Here is a 22,212-nt window from a genome sequence, read left to right as displayed (position 1 = left end):
GGTTGCCCATGCTCGAGACCACAGCACTGCCACGGAATGCGCCGCTGTCACCGCCACTGGACACGCGGTACCAGGTCGAAACGCCGGAGGGCGTCGACCTGCCACTGCGCCCGGCCGGGTTGATGGTTCGTGCGCTGGCGTTCGCCATCGATCTTGGTTTGCGCGGTCTGGTCCTCGGTGTGCTGTTCATTGCGCTGGCGATGCTCGGCAAATTGGGCGCCGGGCTCGGGTCGATCCTGCTGTTCGGGGTGAGCTGGTGGTACATGGTGCTGTTCGAGGCGCTCAACCAGGGCCGCTCGCCGGGCAAGCAATGGATGGGGCTGCGGGTGGTGCACGACGATGGCACCCCGGTCGGCTGGTCCGCTTCGCTGCTGCGCAACCTGTTGCGCGTTGTCGACCTGTTGCCCTTCGGTTACTTCGTCGGGGCCATCAGTTGCCTGCAACACCCCCACTTCAAGCGCCTTGGCGATATCGCCGCCGGGACCCTGGTGATCTACCGCGAACACTCGCACACCCGCCCCGAACTCCCCGAAGCCCAACCCCGTCGCACGACATTTGCCCTGACGCTCAGCGAGCAACGGGCCATCCTCGGGTTTGCCGAGCGCCAGGGCGAACTCTCCCGGGCGCGGGCCGATGAACTGGCCGCCATTCTCGCCCAACCCTTGCACGTCCCGGCCGCGCAGGCGGTGACCGAGCTCAACGGCATCGCCCGCGGCTTGTTGGGGCCGACATGAAACAAAGCCTTTTCGAACGTCGGCACAAAGCCGAGTGGGACCGTTTCTGCGGGCTGCTCGAACAATTGGAACGGGACGGCAAGGTCACCGACGCCGGCAGTTTTCCGAAGGATTACCGACGCCTCTGCCAACACCTGGCACTGGCACGGGAGCGTGGCTACAGCAGTTTTCTGATCGACTCGTTGCAGCAACAGGTGCTGCGCGGGCATCAACAGCTTTACCGTCACCGCAGCCGCCTGGGGGCCAATGCACTGGCTTTCATCCTCGCGGATTTCCCACGCCTGGTGCGCGAACAGTGGCGTTTTGTGCTCGCCGCCAGCCTGATGTTCTTTGTCAGCCTGGCCGGTTTCGCGGTGCTGGTGTACCTGTTCCCGGACCTGATCTACAACCTGATCCCCGCCGAACAGGTCAGCGAAATGCAAAGCATGTACGACCCCGTTGCCGGTCACCTCGGGCGCACGGCGGAACGGGCCGCCAGTGAAGACTGGGTGATGTTCGGCTACTACATCATGCACAACATCGGCATCGCCTTTCAGACCTTCGCCAGCGGTTTGCTGTTCGGCCTGGGCAGTGTGTTCTTCCTGATCTACAACGGCCTGATGATCGGTGCGGTGGCCGGGCACCTGACCTACGTCGGCTACGGGCAGACCTTCTGGTCATTCGTGATCGGCCATGGCGCTTTCGAACTCAGCGCCATCGCCCTGGCAGGCGCCGCCGGTCTGAAGCTGGGTTGGGCGCTGGTCGCCCCGGGCCGCCTGCCCCGCGCCGAGTCCTTGCGATTGGCAGCGCGCAAGAGCGTGCTGCTGATCTGCGGAGTCATGCTGTTCCTGTTGATCGCGGCGTTTATCGAAGCCTACTGGTCATCGATGACTCGCCCGTTGCCCCAGACCAAGTACCTGGTCGGCGCGGCGCTCTGGTTGCTGGTGGTGGTTTATCTCGTATTCGCCGGACGTCGCCGCCATGCGCCTGAATGACGCCAGCGTGGTCATTCGCCCGCGCTCGACCTGGGAAGCCATGGACCTCGGCGTGCTCCTGAGCCAACGCCACCGACGCTTGCTGATGACCAGTTGGGCGTTACTCACGTTGCCGCTGTTCGCGTTGCTCAGTTGGGGGCTCTGGGACTCACCGTCTCTCGCAGTGTTGATTTTCTGGTGGTTGAAACCGGCATTCGACCGCCTGCCCTTGTACATCTTGTCCAAAGCCATGTTTGGCGAAGCCCCCACGCTCAAGCAGGCCCTGCGGCAATGGCCGCGACTGCTCAAAGGGCAATTGCTGGCCAGCCTGACCTGGCGACGCCTGAGTCTGCAGCGCAGTTTCGTGATGCCGGTGGCGCAACTCGAAGGCCTCGACGGACAACAGCGCCAGCAGCGTTTAGAGGTGCTGTTGCAGCGGGACGCCGGCGCCGCACGCTGGCTGACGATCATCGGCGCGCACCTGGAAGGCGCGCTGTGGATCGGCTTGATGGTGTTGTTCTATCTGCTGCTGCCACAACAGGTCGCGCTGGACTGGAGCTGGCAGTCGCTGATCTCTGCGGCCACCCAGGACTGGCGCTGGCTGGAACACCTGACCAACCTGTTTTATGCACTGGTGCTGGTGGTCTGGGAGCCGATCTATGTCGCCTGCGGTTTCAGCCTTTATTTGAACCGGCGCACCGTGCTGGAGGCCTGGGATATCGAACTGGTGTTCCGCCGGATGCGTCAGCGTCTGATCAGCGCAAGCAGCGTGCTGTTGATCGCCGTGATGTCGCTGATGTCACCTGCACACAGCGTGTGGGCCGCCGAACCGGCCATTTCACCCGACAGCCCGCGCCTGCTGGACCAGCCCCTGAACACTCAGGTCGCCAGGGACGGCATCAAGACGATCCTCGAACAGCCACCCTTCAAGAACCGGGAAGCGGTGACACGCTATCGCTTCAGCGAAGACCCGCCGGGCGCGCAAGCGTCGGGCGACGGGCAGACACCGCAATGGTTGAAGTCCCTGTTGCAGCTGTTTGAGGGACAGCACTTCAGAGCCTTGGCGAACCTGATTGAAATCGCGCTGTGGGGCATCGTCATCGGTGCTGTCGGCCTGTTGATCTGGCGCTATCGCGACTGGGTGCAGGCGTTCGTCAGCCGGCGACCGACCCTCGACGTCAAAGCCGTGCGCCCCTTGCCGCAGCAGGCGTTTGGCCTGGACCTCAAGCCCGAGTCCCTGCCCGCCGACATTGCCGCCCGCGCCGAAAGCCTCTGGCAAAGCCATCCGCGCGAAGCCCTGGGATTGCTCTATCGCGCCCTGCTCAGCCGCCTGTCGCACGATTTCAACATCGCGCTCGAGGCCGCCGACACCGAAGGACAGGTGCTGCAGCGCATCGAGCAGTTACAGCAACCGGCCTTGCTGGCCTACAGCAAAAACCTGACCGGGCACTGGCAAGGTATGGCCTACGGTCACCGCCTGCCCCCCGAACAGGTGCGACAGGAACTGTGTGACGGCTGGCGCGTGTTGTTCGATCCGGAAGCGTTCCGTTGAGTCGGCGCCGGGGCACGATCGCCATTGCACTGCTCGCCGTGCTGCTGGCTGCGCTGGGTCTTTATCTGTACCTCAAGGCAACCCCCTATCAAGTCGAAATCGACCACGGCCCTTCTCCCGAAGCCAGGGCCAACCCTTATCTGGCGGCGCAACTGTTCCTGCGCCGGCAAGGCCTGAGCGTCGATCACGCCAACGGCCTGGACATCCTCCCCAGCCTCGATCCGCATCGACACAGCCTGTTGTTGCTCGGGGACCGCTACAACATGACGCCACGGCAGATCGACCAGGTGATGAACTGGACCCGAGGCGGCGGGCGGCTGCTGTTCGTCGCCGAGTCGTTGTGGGACGAAAAACTCGGCCACAGCAATGACCTGCTGCTTGACCGGGTACAGCTGCGCCAGTTCTTGAGCAAAGACCTCAAGGCGCCGCCACCGGATATCGGTGACGATCCTTACCCACAACTGACCAAGCTCTATCTGGAAGACGAAGACGCCCCGGCCTATGCCGGTTTCGATACCGCCTTCCACCTCGAAGACCCGAAAAACCTCGCCCAGGCCTGGGCCAACAGCGCCAGGGCGACGCACATGATGCAACTTGATTACGGACTCGGCTCGATCATCGTGGTCACCGATGCCGACCTGTGGAAAACCCCGGCCATCGAGCAATACGACAACGCCTGGCTGCTCTGGTACCTGACCGCCGACACCCGCGTGACGCTGATCTTCAACACCGATCACGACAGCCTGCCGACCTTGCTGCTGCGTTATTTCCCCCAGGCGCTGGCCGCTTTGTTCGCCTTGATCGGCCTGGGTTTCTGGCACTTTGGCGTGCGTCAGGGGCCGTTGCTGGAGCCGGCACCGAAAGCACGCCGGCAACTGCAGGAGCACCTGCGCGCCAGTGCCGACTTCCTGTTGCGCCGCAACGGTCAAGCCGGCCTGTTGCAAGCCTTGCAGCAGGACATCCTGCGGCGCGTGCGACGTCGCCATCCCGGCTTTGAACAACTCGCCGTCGCCGAACAATGGTTGGTGCTCGCACGCCTGACCGGCCAACCCACACGCGCTATCAGCCAGGCCATGAGCCCGCGTCCGAACCAACGGCTTTCAAGCGTTGAATTCAGCCGTCAGGTCGCCCACCTGCAATCCCTGAGGAACGCTTTATGAACGGGTACTTGGGAAGCATTACGCAGTGATTTTTCAAGGTACCTGGAGAATCCGGGGCGATTCGACGCGCTCCAGAGGCGACTTGCTCAGCGCATGAAGCGGGCTTGCCCATGCCCACATCGAGCCGGCCTGGTGACTGCTCGTCGGCTCATCGAAAACCCACTCAAGATCGCCTCCTTCAAGCCGATGGAATAGAGGTGCCGACTGGCTTCAAGCTGTTCATTAACAAGGGGCAAAGTGCTAGCATCGCCGCCGCGCAATGCACCCGGGCATCAACATAACCGTCGTCTTTCCCAATGTTTTTTTCATCTTTCGGACTTTATGCGACTCTTCCTAGATCCCCAGCGAGATATTGATGCCGCGCTGCTACGTTATCGTCGACTGTTCGGCGTGTTGGCACTGTTCAGCGGGGTGATCAACCTGCTGATGCTGGTCCCGTCCATCTACATGATGCAGGTTTTCGACCGCGTCCTGACCAGCCGCAATGAAACCACGCTGTTGATGCTGAGCCTGATCCTGCTCGGGTTCTTTGCCCTCGGCTGTGTGCTGGAGTGGGTGCGTGGCCAGGTGATGATCAAAATGAGCGCCGGCCTGGACACTCAGTTGGGCGAGCGAGTGTTCGATGCGGCCTTCGAGCGCAGCCTGAAGGAGCACAGCGCCAACCCGGCCCAGGTGCTGAGCGATTTGAACAGCATCCGGCAGTTCGTCACCGGTCCGGCGCTGATTGCCATCTTCGATGCGCCGTGGCTGCCGATCTATATCATCGCGACGTTCCTGTTCCATCCCTGGCTTGGGGTGTTCACGGTCATCGGCTCGCTGATCCTTGCCGGGCTGGGCGTCTGGAACGAGCTGACCACCCGCAAAAGCATGAGCGAAGCCAACCGTTTGTCCGTGGCGTCTTCCAGCTACGTGAACAGCACCTTGCAGAACGCCGAGGTGATTCAGGCGATGGGCATGCTCGCGCCCTTGCGCCAGCGCTGGTTCAACGTACAGCAGCGGGTCATTACCGAGCAGGGCGAGGCCAGTGACCGCAGCTCGCGGATCGCTGCGCTGTCACGCTTTGTGCGCATGACCTGGCAATCGCTGGCCCTTGGCCTGGGCGCCATCCTGGTGATCGAGAACCAGATTTCCGCCGGGGTGATGATCGCCGTGTCGGTATTGCTGGGACGAGCCATGGCGCCGGCCGAGGCGCTGATCGGTTCGTGGAAGCAGATGGGGAACGCCAAGAGCAGCTACGAACGCTTGAACCGCCTGCTCAACGAATTCCCCAAGGCCGCGCCAGGCATGCCCCTGCCGGCACCGACCGGGGCCCTGAGCATCGACCGCCTGGTGATCACCCCGCCGGGCATGCACAAGCCCGCAGTCAACGGCGTGACCATCAGTCTGGCCAAGGGCGAAGTCCTGGCGATCATCGGTCCGAGCGCATCGGGCAAGTCCTCCCTGGCGCGCGCCATGGTCGGCATCTGGACCGCCAGGCAGGGCTCGGTACGCCTGGACAGCGCCGAGATCGGCCAGTGGTCGCGTGCGGCCCTCGGCCCGCACCTGGGTTACCTGCCCCAGGACATCGAGCTGTTCGATGGCAGCATCGCCGAAAACATCGCGCGCTTCGGCGAGGTGGACCCAGGCAAGGTCATCGCAGCGGCGCAACTGGCCGGGATCAACGAGATGATCCTGCACTTCCCCAAAGGCTATGACACCTTGCTCGGGACTGGCGGACTGGGGTTGTCCGGCGGCCAGAAGCAGCGCATCGGCCTGGCCCGCGCGTTGTATGGCCAACCGGCGCTGGTGGTGCTCGACGAGCCCAACTCCAACCTCGACGATGCCGGTGAAGCGGCACTGGTGCAGGCCGTGCGCAAGCTCAAGGCCGAAGGCTGCACCGTGGTGCTGGTCACCCACAGGCCGAGCATTCTCGGCGCGGTCGACAAGCTGTTGTTCCTCAAGGACGGCGTACAAACCCTGTTCGGCCCGCGTGACCAGGTGCTCAAGACCCTGGTGCCTGCGACACCGGTAAAAGCCGTCGAACCCCGCAATCAAGAAGCCTGAGGCGTCAATGCAACCCAGTTCGAGCGACATTTCGACCCCCGAGAACAAGCCCGATGCGGATGCCGCGGGCATTGCCAGGATCGGCGTGTGGTTTTTGCTCCTGAGCCTGGGCGGGTTCCTGCTCTGGGCCTGCCTGGCACCGCTTGACCGCGGCGTGGTCGGTAGCGGCACCGTGGTGGTTTCCGGCGAGCGCAAGACCGTGCAGTCGCGCAATGGCGGCACGATCGACAGCATCCTGGTACGTGAAGGCGACCGGGTGCAGCAGGGGCAAGTGGTGATGCAGCTCAACACCGTCCAGGCCAAGTCGCAACTCGATGTCGCCCTGGGCCAGTGGCTCGGCGCCCGCGCCGTCGAGGACCGGCTGACGGCCGAACGCCTGAACCGCGACACGGTGCAGTGGTCCGAAGCATTGCTGGCCCGTGCCGGTGACCCGCGCGCCGTCGCGGCGATGGAGCTGCAAGGCTATCTGTTCGCCACCCGCCGTGCCGAACTGGCCAGCCGCATGCAAATCAGCCGGCACGAAATAGCCTCGCTCAAAGAACAGCTCCAGGGCTTCGAAGAGATCAAGCGCAACCACGCCGTACAGCTGCAATTCCAGGAGCAGGCGCTCAAGGGGCTGCGGGAACTGGCCCGTGAAGGGTATCTGCCACGCAACCGGCTGTTCGAAGCGGAAAGCAGTGCGGCGCAGCTGGGCGCCCAATTGGCTTCGAGCGTTTCCGATATCGGCCGCACGCGCCAGGCGATCAATGAAAGCGAGCTCAAGGCGCTGCAACAGGGGCAGGTCTTTCGCAGCGACGCCGAGTCGCAATTGACCCAGGTCGTGGCGCAGACCTCGAGCCTGATCGACCAGATCAAGTCATTGGAATTCGAAGTCAATAGCGCCGCCATCGTCGCGCCCGTCGCCGGCCAGGTGATGGGCATGACCGTGCACACCGTCGGCGGCGTCGCACCCGCGGGCCAGCGCCTGATGGACATTGTCCCGCAAGGCTCCAGCTGGGTGGTCAAGGCGCAATTCCCGCCGATGATGGCCGACCGGCTCAAGCCGGAGCTGCCGGTCGATCTGCGTTTCGGTTCGTTGCAACGGGTCCACACCCCGGTGATCGTCGGCAAGGTGCTCACGGTGTCGGCCGACCAGTTGATCGACGAACACACCGGTTCGCCCTACTTTTCGGTGGAGGTCTCGGTCAGCCCCGAGGCGATCATCCATCTGCGCGAGCTGGGCCTGGATGTCAAGCCAGGCATGCAGGCCGAAGTACTGGTCAAGACCGGCGAACGCACCCTTGCCAATTACTTGATGCAGCCGGTGACCGAGCGTATGGCCGGGGCTTTCAAGGAAGAATGACCGTGTCCGTACGCATCGCCTTGCTACTCTCCGTGTTCTGCTCGTGCCGGCTGCTGGCCGCTGAAGCGCCGTTGTCACTGGTCGCCCTCTACGACGCCTCGCGACTCAACGATGCGACCTACCAGGTTGCCAACCATGACTTCGAGGCATCGCGCCAGGAAGAGGCCATCGGCCGCAGTGGCTTGCTGCCGCAGGTCGCCATCAACTCGCGCTACGGTAAGGGCGGAGAGTTCGAAAAGCAGTCCCGCGCCAATAACCAGAACGATCAATACACTTCCGACAGCGTTGCCCTGTCGGTTATCCAGCCGCTGTTCGATAAAGGCCGCTGGGCCTCCTACGAGCAGGCCAAGGCGCGTGGACAGTTGGGCGAAGTCCAGCACGAAGGAGCCGACCAGCAGTTGTTCGATCGCGTGGTGCAGGCCTATTTCGATCTCGCCCAGGTGGAAAACGAACTCAAGCTGACGATCCAGCAGAAAGCCTCGGTCGAAGAACTGGCCAAGCAATCCCGGCGCCTGTTTGAAGCCGGTGAAGGCAGCATCACCGACCTTGAAGAAGCGCAAGCCCGGCTCGATTCCATCCGTGCCCAGGAAATCCAGTTGCAGGCCCAGCATCGTGCGGCCCTGCGCAAGCTGGCGGGTCGCGCCGGGATTACCGTCAGCGAGATCCCGCAGATGCAGGAGCAGGCACCGGCCGCCGCCTTGCTGGCCCCCGAGCAGGACCTCGACTACTGGCTGATCAAGGCCGACCAGGCCGCGTCGGCACTGGGCGTCAGCCGTGCTTCGATCAAAGTGGCCGAAGCCAACCTCAACCAGCAGAAGGCCGGGCACTACCCGACCGTGGCGCTGAGCGGCCGGCTGGCGCAGGTCGGCCAGAGCGACATCAACGAAACGTCCCAGCGCCAGTCGACATACTACGTGGGCGTCGTCATCGATATCCCGCTGTACCAGGGCGGCGGGGTCAGCGCTTCTTCGGAAAAGGCCCGCGCAGCCCTGGAGAGTGCCCGGTCCGGGTATGAGGTCCAGCTCCAGCAAATGAACGAGGACCTCGAGCTCAACTACCTGGGGGTGGTGGCGGGCTTCGAGAAGATCAAGGCCCTGGTGACGGCCGTGCGCTCCAGCCAGACCGCCCTGAAGTCCGCGGAAAAAGGCTATGAGGCCGGCGTGCGCTCGACGGTCGACATCCTCGACGCCCAACAGCGCCTGTTCTCTTCCAAGCGTGACCTGCTCGATACCAAGCTGGCGATGCTGCAAAGCTACGTCAACCTGCACACCCGCACCGGCCAGATGACCCGCAATGAGCTGGAAAAGGTCCAGGGGTTGTTCTGATCAACTGCTCAACTGCTCAACTGCTCAACTGCTCAACTGCTCAACTGTAGGAGCGAGCTTGCTCGCGATGGTCGTAAACGATAACGCGTGTTTACTGACTGAACGCAGCGCTCTCACATCCATCGCGAGCAAGCTCGCTCCTACATAATAGGATAGGAACAGCTCAGACCCGGCCAGGCGCCACACTGCTGATCGCGTCCTCGAAATCCCTGACGAAGCGTGGTGTGTCGAACAGCGCCGAGTGCTCGCGGCCCCGGTGCAGACGCTCACGCAAGCCGGGCAACAGGTCCGCCCGGGTCGCCAGTTCGACGGCACGCTCTTCGTACTCGGCCAGCGTGGTGGTGATCAGCTCCGGCAGGTCCAGCGCAGTCAGCAGGCTGCCGGCCATGCGCGAGGCAAAAGTACGGCCCGAGCGGGTCAGTACCGGCAGCCCCATCCACAGGGCATCGTTGGCCGTGGTCCCGGCGTTGAACGGGTACGCGTCGAGGAACAGATCCGCGGCACTGTAGCGGGCCAGGTATTGCTCCGGTGCAACCCGCGGGGCGAACAGCAGGCGTGCCGGATCCACGCCATGCGCCTGGGCCCTGGCGCAGAGGTTTTCCTGGGCCCATTGGTTGTCGGCCAGCAGCCACAACACACTGTCGGGGGCGCGCTGCAGGATCCGCATCCAGCAGTCGAACACTTCTTCGTTGAACTTGTAGTTGTTGTTGAACGAGCAAAACACGAAACGCTCTTGCGGCAAGCCGCACTCGGCGCGGGTCGGCAACGCCGCAACGGGGCGCTGGCGGTCGCTGCACTGGTAGATCTGCGCCAGGTACAGCGGTGTTTCACTGTAGTACGCCTTCTCGCTGTCGGGGATCAGGTAGCGATCGGCGATCACATAATCGATGCCTGGCAGGCCGGTCGACCCGGGAAAGCCCAGGTAGGTCATCTGCACCGCCGCCGGGCGGTATGCCGGAATGTCCGGCCGGGCCCCGGACGTCAGCCCATGCAGGTCGATGAGGATGTCGATTTCATGGTTGCGGATGCATTGCGCGGCAGTGGCATCGTCCATGGCATCGATCCGCACGAAGTGATCCATGGCCTGCCTGACCCGCTCGCGCAGGGCCGAACCGTCTTCGCGGCTCCAGCAAAAACCGTACACCTCGAAGCGCCGCCGATCGATCAGCTCGAACAACTCCACCGTCAGCAACGACACCGCGTGCAGGCAGAAGTCCGAAGACAGGAAGCCGATGCGCAACTTCTGGTGGCCATAGCCCTGGGCCGAAGCCAGGGCGGGTACCCGTACATTGACCCGCTCCTTGACGAAGTGCACCGCGGCGGCCAGTTGCAGGCCGGGGTCATCGCTGCCGGCGAGCAGTGCCAGGGGCGAAGACGCCTTGAGCAGATCGCCACGGGTCAAGCCTGCCGGTGGCTCATAGACCGGCCACACGCATTGCTTCTGGCGCAAGTGCACCCAGTGCTGAATCACCTTGGGTTGATTCGGGTCGGCATCCAGGCTGGTGCGCAGGATGGCTTCGGATTTCTGCAACTGCCGGGTTTCCTCGAACAGGCGGCCCAGGTTGTTGCAGGTCATCAGGTACAGCTCGCGGCTTTGCGTGGCGTCGACCATGCGGTCATCGAGCATCGACTGCCAGATGGCCAGGGCCTCCTGCGGTTTGTTCTGACGCTCCAGCAGCGTCCCCAGATTGAACCACGCCTGGGCGAATTCCGGATTCTGGGCAATGGCGGCGCGATAGGCTGCCTCTGCGGCCTCGATCTGCCCCAGTTGCGACAGCGTGGCCCCCAGGTTGAACTGGATAATGTAATTGACCGACGAATGGCAGTGCTGCAGCCAGCGCTGGTAGAGCGCCGCGACATCGGCAATGCGCTGCGCGCCATTGAGCCGGTCTGCGGTTTCGAGCAACTTCATCGGTTCCAGAGCGATACCCTCGGCCAGCTGCAGGGCTGCGGCCAGCACGACATCGAGGTTCGGGCTCTCAAGATTCTGTCTAAGCATTTGCGCGAAGTTCTCTTCCAATAAAAAAATACCGAGCTCTTTCGAGCCCGGTATCGGATCAGTCAAGGTTTACCACTGAAACTCAGTGAATCCAAGTCTGCACGTCGGTTGCGACCAACAACTGGACATCGCCGTCGTTGAACACGTTGTAGCTGGCGCCATCGACCGTGGTGGTCCCCGCCGCCTGCCACTGACCACTGTCGCCAGTGATGTTGACCGTGTCGTTGTGGTCACCGTTGACGATCATCTGCACCGGTGCTGCGGCACCGCTGGCCACATCCACCTGGCCAGCCTGGCCGAGCTTGGCGACAGCCTCGGCATCGACGGTCAGTACGCTGGCCTTGCCACCATCGGCCGCCAGATCGATTGCACCCAGGGAGTGAGCTTCGACTGCCGGCGAATCCAGCTTGGTCAGGTCCAGGGACTGATTGCCATTGCCGTCGGTGCGGAACCAGACGTCGGCGATCGTATGGCTCTGGCCATCGCTGGTTTCGAAGCTGCTGTCGAGACCGATCAGGTTGCCATGGTTGAGCTCGGCGGTCTTGGCCACATCCAGGTTGAACTGGGTAATGCCCAGCTCCTTGAGGGTGTGCATCTCGCCCTTCTCACTGACGCCATCGTTGTTCCCATCGACCCAGACTTGCAGCGCCGCGAACAACTGGTCTGCCCCGTTGACCGCGCCGTCATGGTTGCTGTCCAGGCTGACGAGGGCCTCGAAGCCGTCCTTGGCCAACGAACCGTCCGGCAGACGGAACGAGGAACCGAACAGCTCGGAGCCATCGTTGACCTGGCCATCGCCATTGAGGTCAAGCGCCAGCAGGCCGTCACCGCCAGCGGTCCAGCCGGTGGTTTCCTTGTGGCCGTCGGCATTGAGGTCGAACTTGACGCCGTTGCTCAGGTGAGTGGTCTGCACGCCATCGCCGTTGAGGTCCAGGACCAGCGGCGTGGACAGGGCCAGCGCGTCGATCTGGGTGGCGCTCATTGCCTGCAGTTGCGCCGTGGTGAACGAATCAACCTGGGCCATCGACAGGTGCGACAGTTGCGCCGTGGTCAGGACTATGGCTTGCGCCGTGGTCAGCGCCGCGACTTGCGCCGTGGTCAACGCCGCCATGTCGGTGGTTTCGATCGCCACGATCTGCGCGGTGGTCAGGGCCGCTATATCAGCGGTTTCCAGGGCGCTGATCTGGGTCGGCTTGAGGGCCGCGATCTGCGCCGTGGTCAGGGCCGCGACCTGGGCAGTGGTCAACGCTACCAGTTGGGCTGAAGTCAGCGCGCCAATATCCGCAGTTTCGATGGCCGCCACTTGCGTGGTGGTCAGGGCTGCGACCTGGGCGGTGGTCAGGGCCGCCACCTGGGCGGTGGTCAATGCCACCACTTGGGCGGTGGTCAGGGCAGCGGCCTGCGCGGTGGTCAGGCTTGCAGTGTCACTCACTGTCAGCGCGGCAATGTCCGCGGTTTCAAGTGCCGCCACTTGCGTGGTGGTCAAGGCCGCCGCTTGCGCGGTGGTCAAGGCCGCCACTTGGGCCGTGGTCAACGCCACCACCTGGGCGGTGGTCAGGGCAGCGACATCGACAGTCTGCAGAGCGCTGATCTGGGTCGCCTTCAGGGCCGCCACCTCGGCCGTGGTCAGTGCAGCGACCTGGGCAGTGGTCAACGCTACCAGCTGGGCAGAAGTCAGCGCACCGATATCGGCAGTTTCGATGGCCGCCACTTGCGTGGTGGTCAAGGCCGCCACTTGCGCGGTGGTCAGCGCGGCGACTTGTGCCGTGGTCAGTGCCACCACCTGGGCGGTGGTCAAGGCCGCCACGTCAGCGGTTTCCATGGCCGCGACCTGGGTCGCCTTCAGGGCCGCCACCTGGGCCGTGGTCAACGCCGCCACTTGGGCGGTGGTCAGGGCCACGACGCTGGCGGTGGTCAGCGCACCGATATCCGCGGTTTCCATGGCCGCCACTTGCGTGGTGGTCAGGGCAGACACTTGGGCTGGTTTCAGCGCGGCCACCTGGGCCGTGGTCAGCGCCACTACCTGGGCGGTGGTCAGGGCAGCGGCCTGCGCAGTGGTCAGGGCCGCGATGCTGGCGGTGGTCAATGCGGCGATGTCCGCGGTTTCGATGGCCGCCACTTGCGTGGTGGTCAGCGCAGCCACTTGGGTGGTAGTCAGCGCAGCGACTTGTGCCGTGGTCAACGCCACCACCTGAGCGGTGGTGAGGGCCGCCACATCAGCGGTTTCCAGGGCGCTGATCTGGGTCGCCTTCAGGGCTGCCACCTGGGCCGTGGTCAGTGCAGCGACCTGGGCGGTGGTCAGGGCCACGACACTGGCGGTGGTCAGCGCACCGATATCGGCAGTTTCCATGGCCGCCACTTGCGTGGTGGTCAGCGCAGCCACTTGGGCCGGCTTCAGCGCTGCGACTTGTGCCGTGGTCAGTGCCACTACCTGGGCGGTAGTGAGTGCCGCCACGTCAGCGGTTTCCAGGGCCGCGATCTGGGCCGTGGTCAGCGCGGCGACTTGGGCCGTGGTCAGCGCCGCCACCTGGGCGGTGGTCAGGGCCACGACGCTGGCGGTGGTCAGTGCGGCGACATCCGCGGTGTCCATGGCCGCCACTTGCGTGGTGGTCAGGGCAGCCACTTGCGCCGGTTTCAGCGCGGCCACCTGGGCTGTGGTCAAGGCCACTACCTGGGCGGTGGTCAAGGCAGCGGCCTGCGCGGTGGTCAGGGCCGCGACGCCGGCGGTGGTCAATGCGGCGATGTCAGCGGTTTCGATGGCCGCCACTTGCGTGGTGGTCAATGCCGCCACTTGCGTCGTGGTCAGCGCGGCGACTTGGGCCGTGCTCAGTGCCACCACCTGGGCGGTGGTCAGGGCCGCCACGTCAGCGGTTTCCATGGCCGCGATCTGGGTCGACTTCAATGCCGCCACCTGCGCCGTGGTCAGTGCAGCGACCTGGGCAGTGGTCAGGGCCACGACGCTGGCGGTGGTCAGCGCCGCGATGTCAGCGGTTTCCATGGCCGCCACTTGCGTGGTGGTCAGGGCAGCCACCTGGGCCGGTTTCAGCGCGGCCACCTGGGCGGTGGTCAGGGCCACTACCTGAGCGGTGGTCAGGGCAGCGGTCTGCGCGGTGGTCAGGGCCGCGATGCTGGTCGCCGGCAAGGCAGCGATGTCAGCGGTTTCGATGGCCGCCACTTGCGTGGTGGTCAATGCCGCCACTTGCGCGGTGGTCAGCGCTGCGACTTGTGCCGTGGTCAATGCCACCACCTGGGCGGTGGTGAGTGCCGCCACATCAGCGGTTTCCAGGGCGCTGATCTGGGTCGCCTTCAGGGCCGCCACTTGAGCCGTGGTCAGTGCAGCGACCTGGGCAGTGGTCAACGCTACCAGTTGAGCAGAAGTCAGCGCACCGATATCGGCAGTTTCGATGGCCGCCACTTGCGTGGTGGTCAATGCCGCCACTTGCGCGGTGGTCAGCGCGGCGACTTGTGCCGTGGTCAGTGCCACCACCTGGGCGGTGGTCAAGGCCGCCACGTCAGCGGTTTCCATGGCCGCGACCTGGGTCGCCTTCAAGGCCGCCACCTGGGCGGTGGTCAACGCCGCCACCTGGGCGGTAGTCAGGGCCACGACGCTGGCGGTGGTCAGTGCGGCGACATCCGCGGTTTCCATGGCCGCCACTTGCGTGGTGGTCAGCGCAGCCACTTGGGTCGGTTTCAGCGCGGCCACCTGGGCCGTGGTCAAGGCCACCACCTGGGCGGTGGTCAGGGCTGCGGCCTGCGCAGTAGTCAGGGCCGCGACGCCGGCGGTGGTCAATGCGGCGATGTCCGCGGTTTCCATGGCCGCCACTTGCGTGGTGGTCAGCGCAGCCACTTGGGCGGTAGTCAGCGCAGCGACTTGTGCCGTGGTCAACGCCACCACCTGAGCGGTGGTGAGGGCCGCCACATCAGCGGTTTCCAGGGCGCTGATCTGGGTCGCCTTCAGGGCTGCCACCTGGGCCGTGGTCAGTGCAGCGACCTGGGCGGTGGTCAGGGCCACGACACTGGCGGTGGTCAGCGCACCGATATCGGCAGTTTCCATGGCCGCCACTTGCGTGGTGGTCAGCGCAGCCACTTGGGCCGGCTTCAGCGCGGCGACTTGGGCCGTGGTCAGTGCCACTACCTGAGCGGTAGTGAGGGCCGCCACGTCAGCGGTTTCCATGGCCGCGATCTGGGCCGTGGTCAGCGCGGCGACTTGGGCCGTGGTCAACGCCGCCACCTGGGCGGTGGTCAGGGCCACGACGCTGGCGGTGGTCAGTGCGGCGACATCAGCGGTGTCCATGGCCGCCACTTGCGTGGTGGTCAGGGCAGCCACTTGCGCCGGTTTCAGCGCGGCCACCTGGGCGGTGGTCAAGGCCACTACCTGGGCGGTGGTCAGCGCAGCGGCCTGGGCGGTGGTCAGGGCCGCGACGCCGGCGGTGGTCAATGCGGCGATGTCAGCGGTTTCGATGGCCGCCACTTGCGTGGTGGTCAATGCAGCTACTTGGGCGGTGGTCAGCGCAGCGACTTGTGCCGTGGTCAACGCCACCACCTGGGCGGTGGTGAGGGCCGCCACGTCAGCTGTTTCCAGGGCGCTGATCTGGGTCGCCTTCAGGGCCGCCACTTGGGCCGTGGTCAACGCCGCCACCTGGGCGGTGGTCAGGGCCACGACGCTGGCGGTAGTCAGCGCACCGATATCGGCAGTTTCGATGGCCGCCACTTGCGTGGTGGTCAATGCTGCCACTTGGGCCGGTTTCAGCGCGGCGACCTGGGCCGTGGTCAATGCCACCACCTGGGCGGTGGTGAGTGCCGCCACATCAGCGGTTTCCATGGCCGCGATCTGAGCCGTGGTCAGTGCGGCGACTTGGGCCGTGGTCAGCGCAGCCACCTGAGCGGTGGTCAGGGCCACGACGCCGGCGGTGGTCAGCGCGGCGACATCCGCGGTCTGCATGGCCGCCACTTGCGTGGTGGTCAGGGCAGCCACTTGCGCCGGTTTCAGCGCGGCCACCTGGGCAGTGGTCAGGGCCACTACCTGGGCGGTGGTCAGCGCAGCGGTCTGCGCGGTGGTCAGGGCCGCGACGCTGGCCGCTGGCAAGGCAGCAATGTCAGCGGTTTCGATGGCCGCCACTTGTGTGGTGGTCAATGCCGCCACTTGCACGGTGGTCAGCGCAGCCACTTGGGCGGTGCTCAGGGCCACCACTTGAACCGTGGTCAAGGCGGCCACGTCGGCGGTTTCCAGGGCCGCGACCTGGGTCGACTTGAGTGCCGCGACCTGCGCCGTGGTCAGTGCAGCGACCTGGGCGGTGGTCAGGGCCACGACGCTGGCGGTGGTCAGCGCCGCGATGTCAGCGGTTTCAATGGCCGCCACTTGCGTGGTAGTCAGGGCCGCCACCTGGGCGGTGGTCAGCGCGGCGACTTGTGCCGTGGTCAGTGCCACTACCTGAGCGGTAGTGAGCGCCGCCACGTCAGCGGTTTCCATGGCCGCGACCTGGGCCGGGGTCAGCGCGGCGACTTGTACCGTGGTCAGCGCAGCCACCTGGGCGGTGGTCAGGGCCACGATGCTGGCGGTGGTCAGCGCGGCGACATCGGCGGCTTGCATGGCCGCCACTTGCGTGGTGGTCAGCGCAGCAACTTGCGCCGGTTTCAGCGCGGCCACTTGGGCGGTGGTCAACGCCACCACCTGAGCCGTGGTCAGGGCAGCGGTCTGCGCGGTGGTCAGGGCCGCGACGCTGGTCGCTGGCAAGGCGGCGATGTCAGCGGTTTCGATGGCCGCCACCTGCGTGGTGGTCAATGCCGCCACTTGCGTCGTGGTCAGCGCAGCGACTTGTGCCGTGGTCAGTGCCACCACTTGGGCGGTGGTCAGGGCCGCCACGTCAGCGGTTTCCAGGGCGCTGATCTGGGTCGCCTTCAGGGCCGCCACCTGCGCCGTGGTCAACGCCGCCACCTGGGCGGTGGTCAGGGCCACGACGCTGGCGGTGGTCAGCGCGGCGACATCCGCGGTTTCCATGGCCGCCACTTGCGTGGTGGTCAGCGCAGCCACTTGGGCCGGCTTCAGCGCGGCCACCTGGGCCGTGGTCAGGGCCACTACCTGAGCGGTGGTCAGGGCAGCGGCCTGCGCGGTAGTCAGGGCCGCGATGCTGGCGGTGGTCAATGCGGCGATATCAGCGGTTTCGATGGCCGCCACTTGCGTGGTGGTCAATGCCGCCACTTGCGCGGTGGTCAGGGCGGCGACTTGTGCCGTGGTCAAGGCCACCACCTGGGCGGTGGTCAGCGCGGCAACATCGACAGTCTGCAGAGCGCTGATCTGGGGCGCCTTCAAGGCTGCCACCTGGGCCGTGGTCAGCGCCGCCACCTGGGCGGTGGTCAAGGCCACGACGCTGGCGGTGGTCAATGCGGCGATATCAGCGGTTTCCATGGCCGCCACTTGCGTGGTGGTCAGCGCAGCCACCTGGGCGGTCGTCAGCGCAGCGACTTGTGCCGTGGTCAGTGCCACTACCTGGGCGGTAGTGAGTGCCGCCACGTCAGCGGTTTCCATGGCCGCGACCTGGGCCGGGGTCAGCGCGGCGACTTGGGCCGTGGTCAGCGCAGCCACCTGGGCAGTGGTCAGGGCCACGACGCCGGCGGTGGTCAGTGCGGCGACATCCGCGGCCTGCATGGCCGCCACTTGCGTGGTGGTCAGGGCAGCCACTTGCGCCGGTTTCAGCGCGGCCACCTGGGCAGTGGTCAATGCCACCACTTGGGCGGTGGTCAGGGCAGCGGTCTGCGCGGTGGTCAGGGCTGCGATGCTGGTCGCTGGCAAGGCGGCGATGTCAGCGGTTTCGATGGCCGCCACTTGAGTGGTGGTCAATGCCGCCACTTGCGCGGTGGTCAGCGCAGCCACCTGGGCAGTGCTCAGGGCCACCACTTGAGCCGTGGTCAAGGCGGCCACGTCAGCGGTTTCCAGGGCCGCGACCTGGGTCGACTTCAGTGCAGCGACCTGCGCCGTGGTCAGTGCAGCGACCTGGGCGGTGGTCAGGGCCGCGACGCTGGCGGTGCTCAACGCGGTGATGTCAGCGGTTTCGATGGCCGCCACTTGTGTGGTGGTCAGCGCGGCGACTTGCGTGGTTTTCAGCCCGGCCATCTGAGCGGAGGTCAAGGCCACGACCTGTGCGGTGGTCAGTGCGGCGGTCTGGGCCGTGGTCAGGCTGACCAGCGAGGCGACAGGCAGCACAGCAATATCCGCTGTTTCGAAGGCAGCGACTTGCGTTGTTGTCAGCGCAGCGATCTGCGTGGTTTTCAGTGCGGTGACCTGAGCGGTGGTCAGGGCTACCACCTGCGCGGTCGTCAGTGCCGGTACCTGCACGGTCGTAAACGCGGCAATGTTCGGCGCGGTGATGACCGCGATCTGCGCAACGGTCATCTGGGCGATCTGAGCGGTGCTCAAGGCAACAATGTCCTGGGTCGCAAGCCCGGCAATAGTGGTTGTACTCAAGGCAGCGACTTGCGCTGGGGTCAACGAAGAAATGAAGCTCATGGACGCATCCTGTGTAGGGGTCATTTACGGCGCTGCCAGCGTTGTCGCCGTAGCCTTGGGCGAAAATTTGGTAGCCCTCGTGTCATTAGCGACACATTCGGTAAAAACATTAAGACTGTTTTTTGATGGCTTTTTGCCTTTTATAAATTTTCAGTTATAAAAAAACTCTGTTTTATAGGCTCAGATAGTAAAGCCTCGATATCATATAGCCACCATTCGTGGATTGTGCCACTTCTTGCGAGCGACCAAAGGGCACGCCCTTGTGCTGCCATGACCTTGACCCTTGCCCAACACTTCCCCTAGTGTGCGCGGGCGTCCGTTGGCAGGCATTGGTCAGCGGAACATGCCCCCATTTCCCCTTTTGCCATCCGGCAAGGGCCTTGATCGAGTAACTGATTGTGAAAACCTTCCTCCATGTAGGTTGCGGTCCAAAGAGCAAGAACAGCACGACCAAGGGCTTCGCCTCAGAGCAGTGGCAGGAGCTGCGCTTCGATATCGATGAGAGTGTCAACCCGGACATCGTCGGCACCATGACCGACATGTCCCAGGTCAAGGACGCGTCGGTGGATGCGCTGTTCTCCAGCCACAACATCGAGCATCTCTATCCCCATGAAGTGCCGGTAGCCCTGGCGGAGTTCAAGCGCGTCCTCAAGCCTGGCGGCTTCGTGATCATCACCTGCCCGGACCTGCAATCGGTGTGCGCCCTGGTGGCCGAAGACAAACTGACCGATGAGGCCTACCTTTCGCCGGCGGGCCCGATCGCGCCCATCGACATCCTCTACGGCCATCGCCCGGCCATGGCCAACGGCAACGTGTTCATGGCGCACCGTTGCGGTTTCACCAAGAAGGTCCTGACCGGCTCCCTGCAAGCGGCCGGCTTCGACATGGTCCTGCCGATCCAGCGTGCACATCCGGCCTATGATCTGTGGGCGGTGGCGGCACTTGCGCCGATCTCCGAGCAAGAAGTAGTGGCGATCGCCAACCAGCATTTCCCTGCCTGACCCCTGCTGAACCACGGGCCTGGCATGCCGGGCCCGCCTCGTCTCAGAGCTCCGGCAGCCTGCGCCCCTCCCCCCCCCATCAGCGGCCATGCTGACTTTGGCGGCAATCAGGTGTTGCTGCCTGCCCCCCAGGGTTGTACGTATTCGACTTCATTCCCGAGCCGCGTGATGGATCTGTATCTACAATCACAAGCGGATAAACATCGCCCTTGGTGGCATCCCCCCAAAAAAGAAACCGCATGTAACTGTTAACAGGGTTCCGGAAAAAATGAGTGAACCGATCGAGCCCGACGCAGCAAGGCATGTCGCTCAACAACGCCAGCGTGCCGGCCATCTGGCCCAGGCCGTACGCAAAGAATTGCAAAAAGCCGTGATTGGCCAGGACAGCGTAATCGACGACGTGCTGACCGCGCTGATCGCTGGTGGCCACGTATTGCTCGAAGGCGTGCCGGGGCTGGGCAAGACCCTGTTGGTACGCGCCCTCGCCCGCTGCTTCGGCGGTGAGTTCGCGCGCATCCAGTTCACTCCGGACCTGATGCCCAGCGACGTCACCGGGCACGCGGTGTATGACTTGCAGACCGAGCAATTCAAGCTGCGCAAGGGGCCGCTTTTCACCAACCTGCTACTGGCCGACGAGATCAACCGCGCCCCGGCGAAGACCCAGGCGGCGCTGCTCGAAGCCATGCAGGAACGGCAAGTCACCCTCGAAGGCCAGCCATTGCCGATCGCGCAACCCTTCATGGTGCTCGCCACGCAAAACCCGATCGAACAGGAAGGGACTTACCCGCTGCCGGAAGCCGAACTGGATCGCTTCATGCTCAAGGTGCGCATGGATTACCCGGACGCCGAGCAAGAGCTGAACATGGTCCGCCAGGTCAGCCGCTCGACCCGGGCCGACATGCTCGATGTCCAACCCATGCGCACCCTTTTGCAGGCCAGGGATGTGCTGGCCCTGCAACGCATCGCCAGCGACCTGGCGCTGGACGATCAGGTGCTCGATTACGCCGTGCGCCTGGCCCGCTCCACCCGTAGCTGGCCCGGCCTGACCCTCGGCGCCGGCCCGCGCGCGTCCATCGCGCTGGTGCGGTGTGCCCGTGCCCGCGCGCTGCTGCGCGGCGGCGAGTACGTGATTCCGGACGACATCAAGGGTTGCGCCCTGGCCGTGCTGCGTCATCGTGTGCGCATCGCGCCGGAGCTGGACATCGAAGGGCTGGATGTCGATCAGGTGCTCCGGCAGATGCTCGACCAAGTACCGGCGCCGCGGCAGTGAAACCCTCGCGCCTGCTATTGATCTGGTTAACCTCGCTACTGGCCATCGGCATCGTGCTCGGCAGTCTGCAGGCACTGGAGCTGGCGATGCCGGCGAGCGTCATGCAGATCAATTGGGGGCTGCTGCTGGCATTGCTGGTCCTGGCCCTGCTCGATGCCTTTCGGCTGAAGCGACTACCCTCGCCCCGGCTGAGCCGTGAGATACCCGGCAGTCTGGCCCTCGGTCGCTGGAGCGATGTGCAACTGATCCTTGAGCACGACTTTTCACAACCGCTGAGCGTACAGATCTTCGACCATGTCCCCTCGGGCCTGGACTTCGAACACCTGCCGCTGATTGTCGAATTGCAACCGGGCCAGCACAGCCGAATCGACTACCGGCTACGTCCGCTCAAACGCGGGTACTTCAGTTTTGAGCACTGCGACATCAATCTGCCGAGCCCATTGGGTTTGTGGTCCGACAAACGCATTCTCGATGTCGCGGACCACACCCGCGTCTATCCCGACTTCGCCCGCCTCTATGGCGGTCAGCTACTGGCTGTGGATAACTGGCTCAGCCAGCTCGGCGTACGTCAACGCCAGCGTCGTGGCCTGGGTCTGGAGTTTCATCAGCTACGGGAATTTCGCGAAGGCGACAGCCTGCGCCAGATCGACTGGAAAGCCACCGCCCGACAGCGCACACCGATTGCCCGGGAGTATCAGGACGAGCGCGACCAGCAGATCATCTTCATGCTCGACTGCGGCCGGCACATGCGCAGCCAGGACGGCGAGCTGTCGCACTTCGACCATGCACTCAATGCCTGCTTGCTACTCAGCTATGTCGCGCTACGCCAGGGCGACGCGGTGGGCCTGAGTACCTTTGCCAGCGAGCAGCCGCGCTACCTTGCGCCGGTAAAAGGTACCAGCCACCTGAACACACTGCTCAATAGCGTCTATGACTTGAACAGCAGTCAACGCAGCGCCGACTACCAAGCCGCTGCTACCCAACTGCTGGCACGACAAAAACGCCGGGCGCTGGTGGTGCTGGTGACCAACCTGCGCGATGACGACGATGAAGAACTGCTGACGGCCGTGAGTCGGCTGAAGAGGCACCATCGGGTGCTCGTAGCGAGTCTGCGTGAAGACGTGCTCGATCACCTGCGTCAAGAACCGGTGCAGACCTTCTCTGAAGCACTGACTTATTGCGGGGCGGTGGACTACTTGAATGCACGGACCGAACTCCATGAGCGGCTGAATGCTCATGGAGTGCCGATGGTAGAGGCGCGCCCAGGTCAATTGGGTTCCGACTTGATTACGAGCTACATGGCCTGGAAGCGCGGCGGTGTGCCATAGC

At 64.4% G+C, this 22,212-nt stretch carries 12 protein-coding genes; 10 read left to right on the top strand and 2 right to left on the bottom strand.

Features of this window, described 5'->3' with window-relative positions; all coding sequences use genetic code 11:
- The first annotated feature begins 8 nt into the window (after window positions 1-8).
- The 7 genes from KW841_RS16035 (at window position 9) to KW841_RS16005 (ending at window position 9,109) form a co-directional block, all read left to right on the top strand.
- Window positions 9-734, top strand: coding sequence for an RDD family protein (locus KW841_RS16035; protein ID WP_218477935.1), 726 nt, complete (start codon window positions 9-11; stop codon window positions 732-734).
- Window positions 731-1,708, top strand: coding sequence for a stage II sporulation protein M (locus tag KW841_RS16030; RefSeq protein ID WP_218477932.1), 978 nt, complete (start codon window positions 731-733; stop codon window positions 1,706-1,708). Before KW841_RS16035 ends, KW841_RS16030 begins: the two co-directional genes overlap by 4 nt.
- Window positions 1,695-3,239, top strand: coding sequence for a DUF4129 domain-containing protein (locus KW841_RS16025; protein WP_218477930.1), 1,545 nt, complete (start codon window positions 1,695-1,697; stop codon window positions 3,237-3,239). The genes KW841_RS16030 and KW841_RS16025 overlap by 14 nt, the downstream gene beginning before the upstream one ends.
- Window positions 3,236-4,399 (top strand): DUF4350 domain-containing protein, encoded by a 1,164-nt coding sequence (locus KW841_RS16020; RefSeq protein WP_218477929.1) that lies wholly within the window; start codon window positions 3,236-3,238, stop codon window positions 4,397-4,399. Before KW841_RS16025 ends, KW841_RS16020 begins: the two co-directional genes overlap by 4 nt.
- 321 nt (window positions 4,400-4,720) lie before the next feature.
- Window positions 4,721-6,442 (top strand): type I secretion system permease/ATPase, encoded by a 1,722-nt coding sequence (locus tag KW841_RS16015; protein ID WP_218477926.1) that lies wholly within the window; start codon window positions 4,721-4,723, stop codon window positions 6,440-6,442.
- Between the two features lie 7 nt (window positions 6,443-6,449).
- Window positions 6,450-7,784, top strand: coding sequence for an HlyD family type I secretion periplasmic adaptor subunit (locus tag KW841_RS16010; protein ID WP_218477925.1), 1,335 nt, complete (start codon window positions 6,450-6,452; stop codon window positions 7,782-7,784).
- Window positions 7,781-9,109 carry a TolC family outer membrane protein gene (locus KW841_RS16005; RefSeq protein ID WP_218477923.1) on the top strand — a complete coding sequence of 443 codons (1,329 nt, stop codon included), beginning with the start codon at window positions 7,781-7,783 and terminating at the stop codon, window positions 9,107-9,109. Before KW841_RS16010 ends, KW841_RS16005 begins: the two co-directional genes overlap by 4 nt.
- A 163-nt stretch (window positions 9,110-9,272) precedes the next feature.
- On the opposite strand, the gene KW841_RS16000 is transcribed toward KW841_RS16005, so the two are convergent.
- Window positions 9,273-11,108 carry a tetratricopeptide repeat protein gene (locus KW841_RS16000; RefSeq protein ID WP_218477921.1) on the bottom strand — a complete coding sequence of 612 codons (1,836 nt, stop codon included), beginning with the start codon at window positions 11,106-11,108 and terminating at the stop codon, window positions 9,273-9,275.
- Window positions 11,109-11,190: 82 nt separating this feature from the next.
- Complete coding sequence (locus KW841_RS15995; protein ID WP_218477919.1) at window positions 11,191-18,612, bottom strand: hypothetical protein; 7,422 nt, start codon at window positions 18,610-18,612, stop codon at window positions 11,191-11,193.
- 398 nt (window positions 18,613-19,010) lie between these two features.
- On the opposite strand from KW841_RS15995, the gene KW841_RS15990 reads away from it, so the two are divergent.
- The 3 genes from KW841_RS15990 (at window position 19,011) to KW841_RS15980 (ending at window position 22,211) form a co-directional block, all read left to right on the top strand.
- Window positions 19,011-19,613, top strand: a complete 603-nt coding sequence (locus KW841_RS15990; RefSeq protein WP_007978448.1) for a methyltransferase domain-containing protein — start codon at window positions 19,011-19,013, stop codon at window positions 19,611-19,613.
- Between the two features lie 268 nt (window positions 19,614-19,881).
- Window positions 19,882-20,883, top strand: a complete 1,002-nt coding sequence (locus KW841_RS15985) for a MoxR family ATPase (protein ID WP_218477916.1) — start codon at window positions 19,882-19,884, stop codon at window positions 20,881-20,883.
- Window positions 20,880-22,211 carry a DUF58 domain-containing protein gene (locus KW841_RS15980; protein WP_218477914.1) on the top strand — a complete coding sequence of 444 codons (1,332 nt, stop codon included), beginning with the start codon at window positions 20,880-20,882 and terminating at the stop codon, window positions 22,209-22,211. The genes KW841_RS15985 and KW841_RS15980 overlap by 4 nt, the downstream gene beginning before the upstream one ends.
- Window position 22,212 lies beyond the last annotated feature (1 nt).

The organism is Pseudomonas sp. PDM28, assembly GCF_019219115.1.
In the GTDB taxonomy this organism is placed as follows: domain Bacteria; phylum Pseudomonadota; class Gammaproteobacteria; order Pseudomonadales; family Pseudomonadaceae; genus Aquipseudomonas; species Aquipseudomonas laurylsulfatiphila.
Note: the sequence above shows the minus strand (reverse complement) of the source record. Positions and strands in the feature narration are given on the sequence as shown.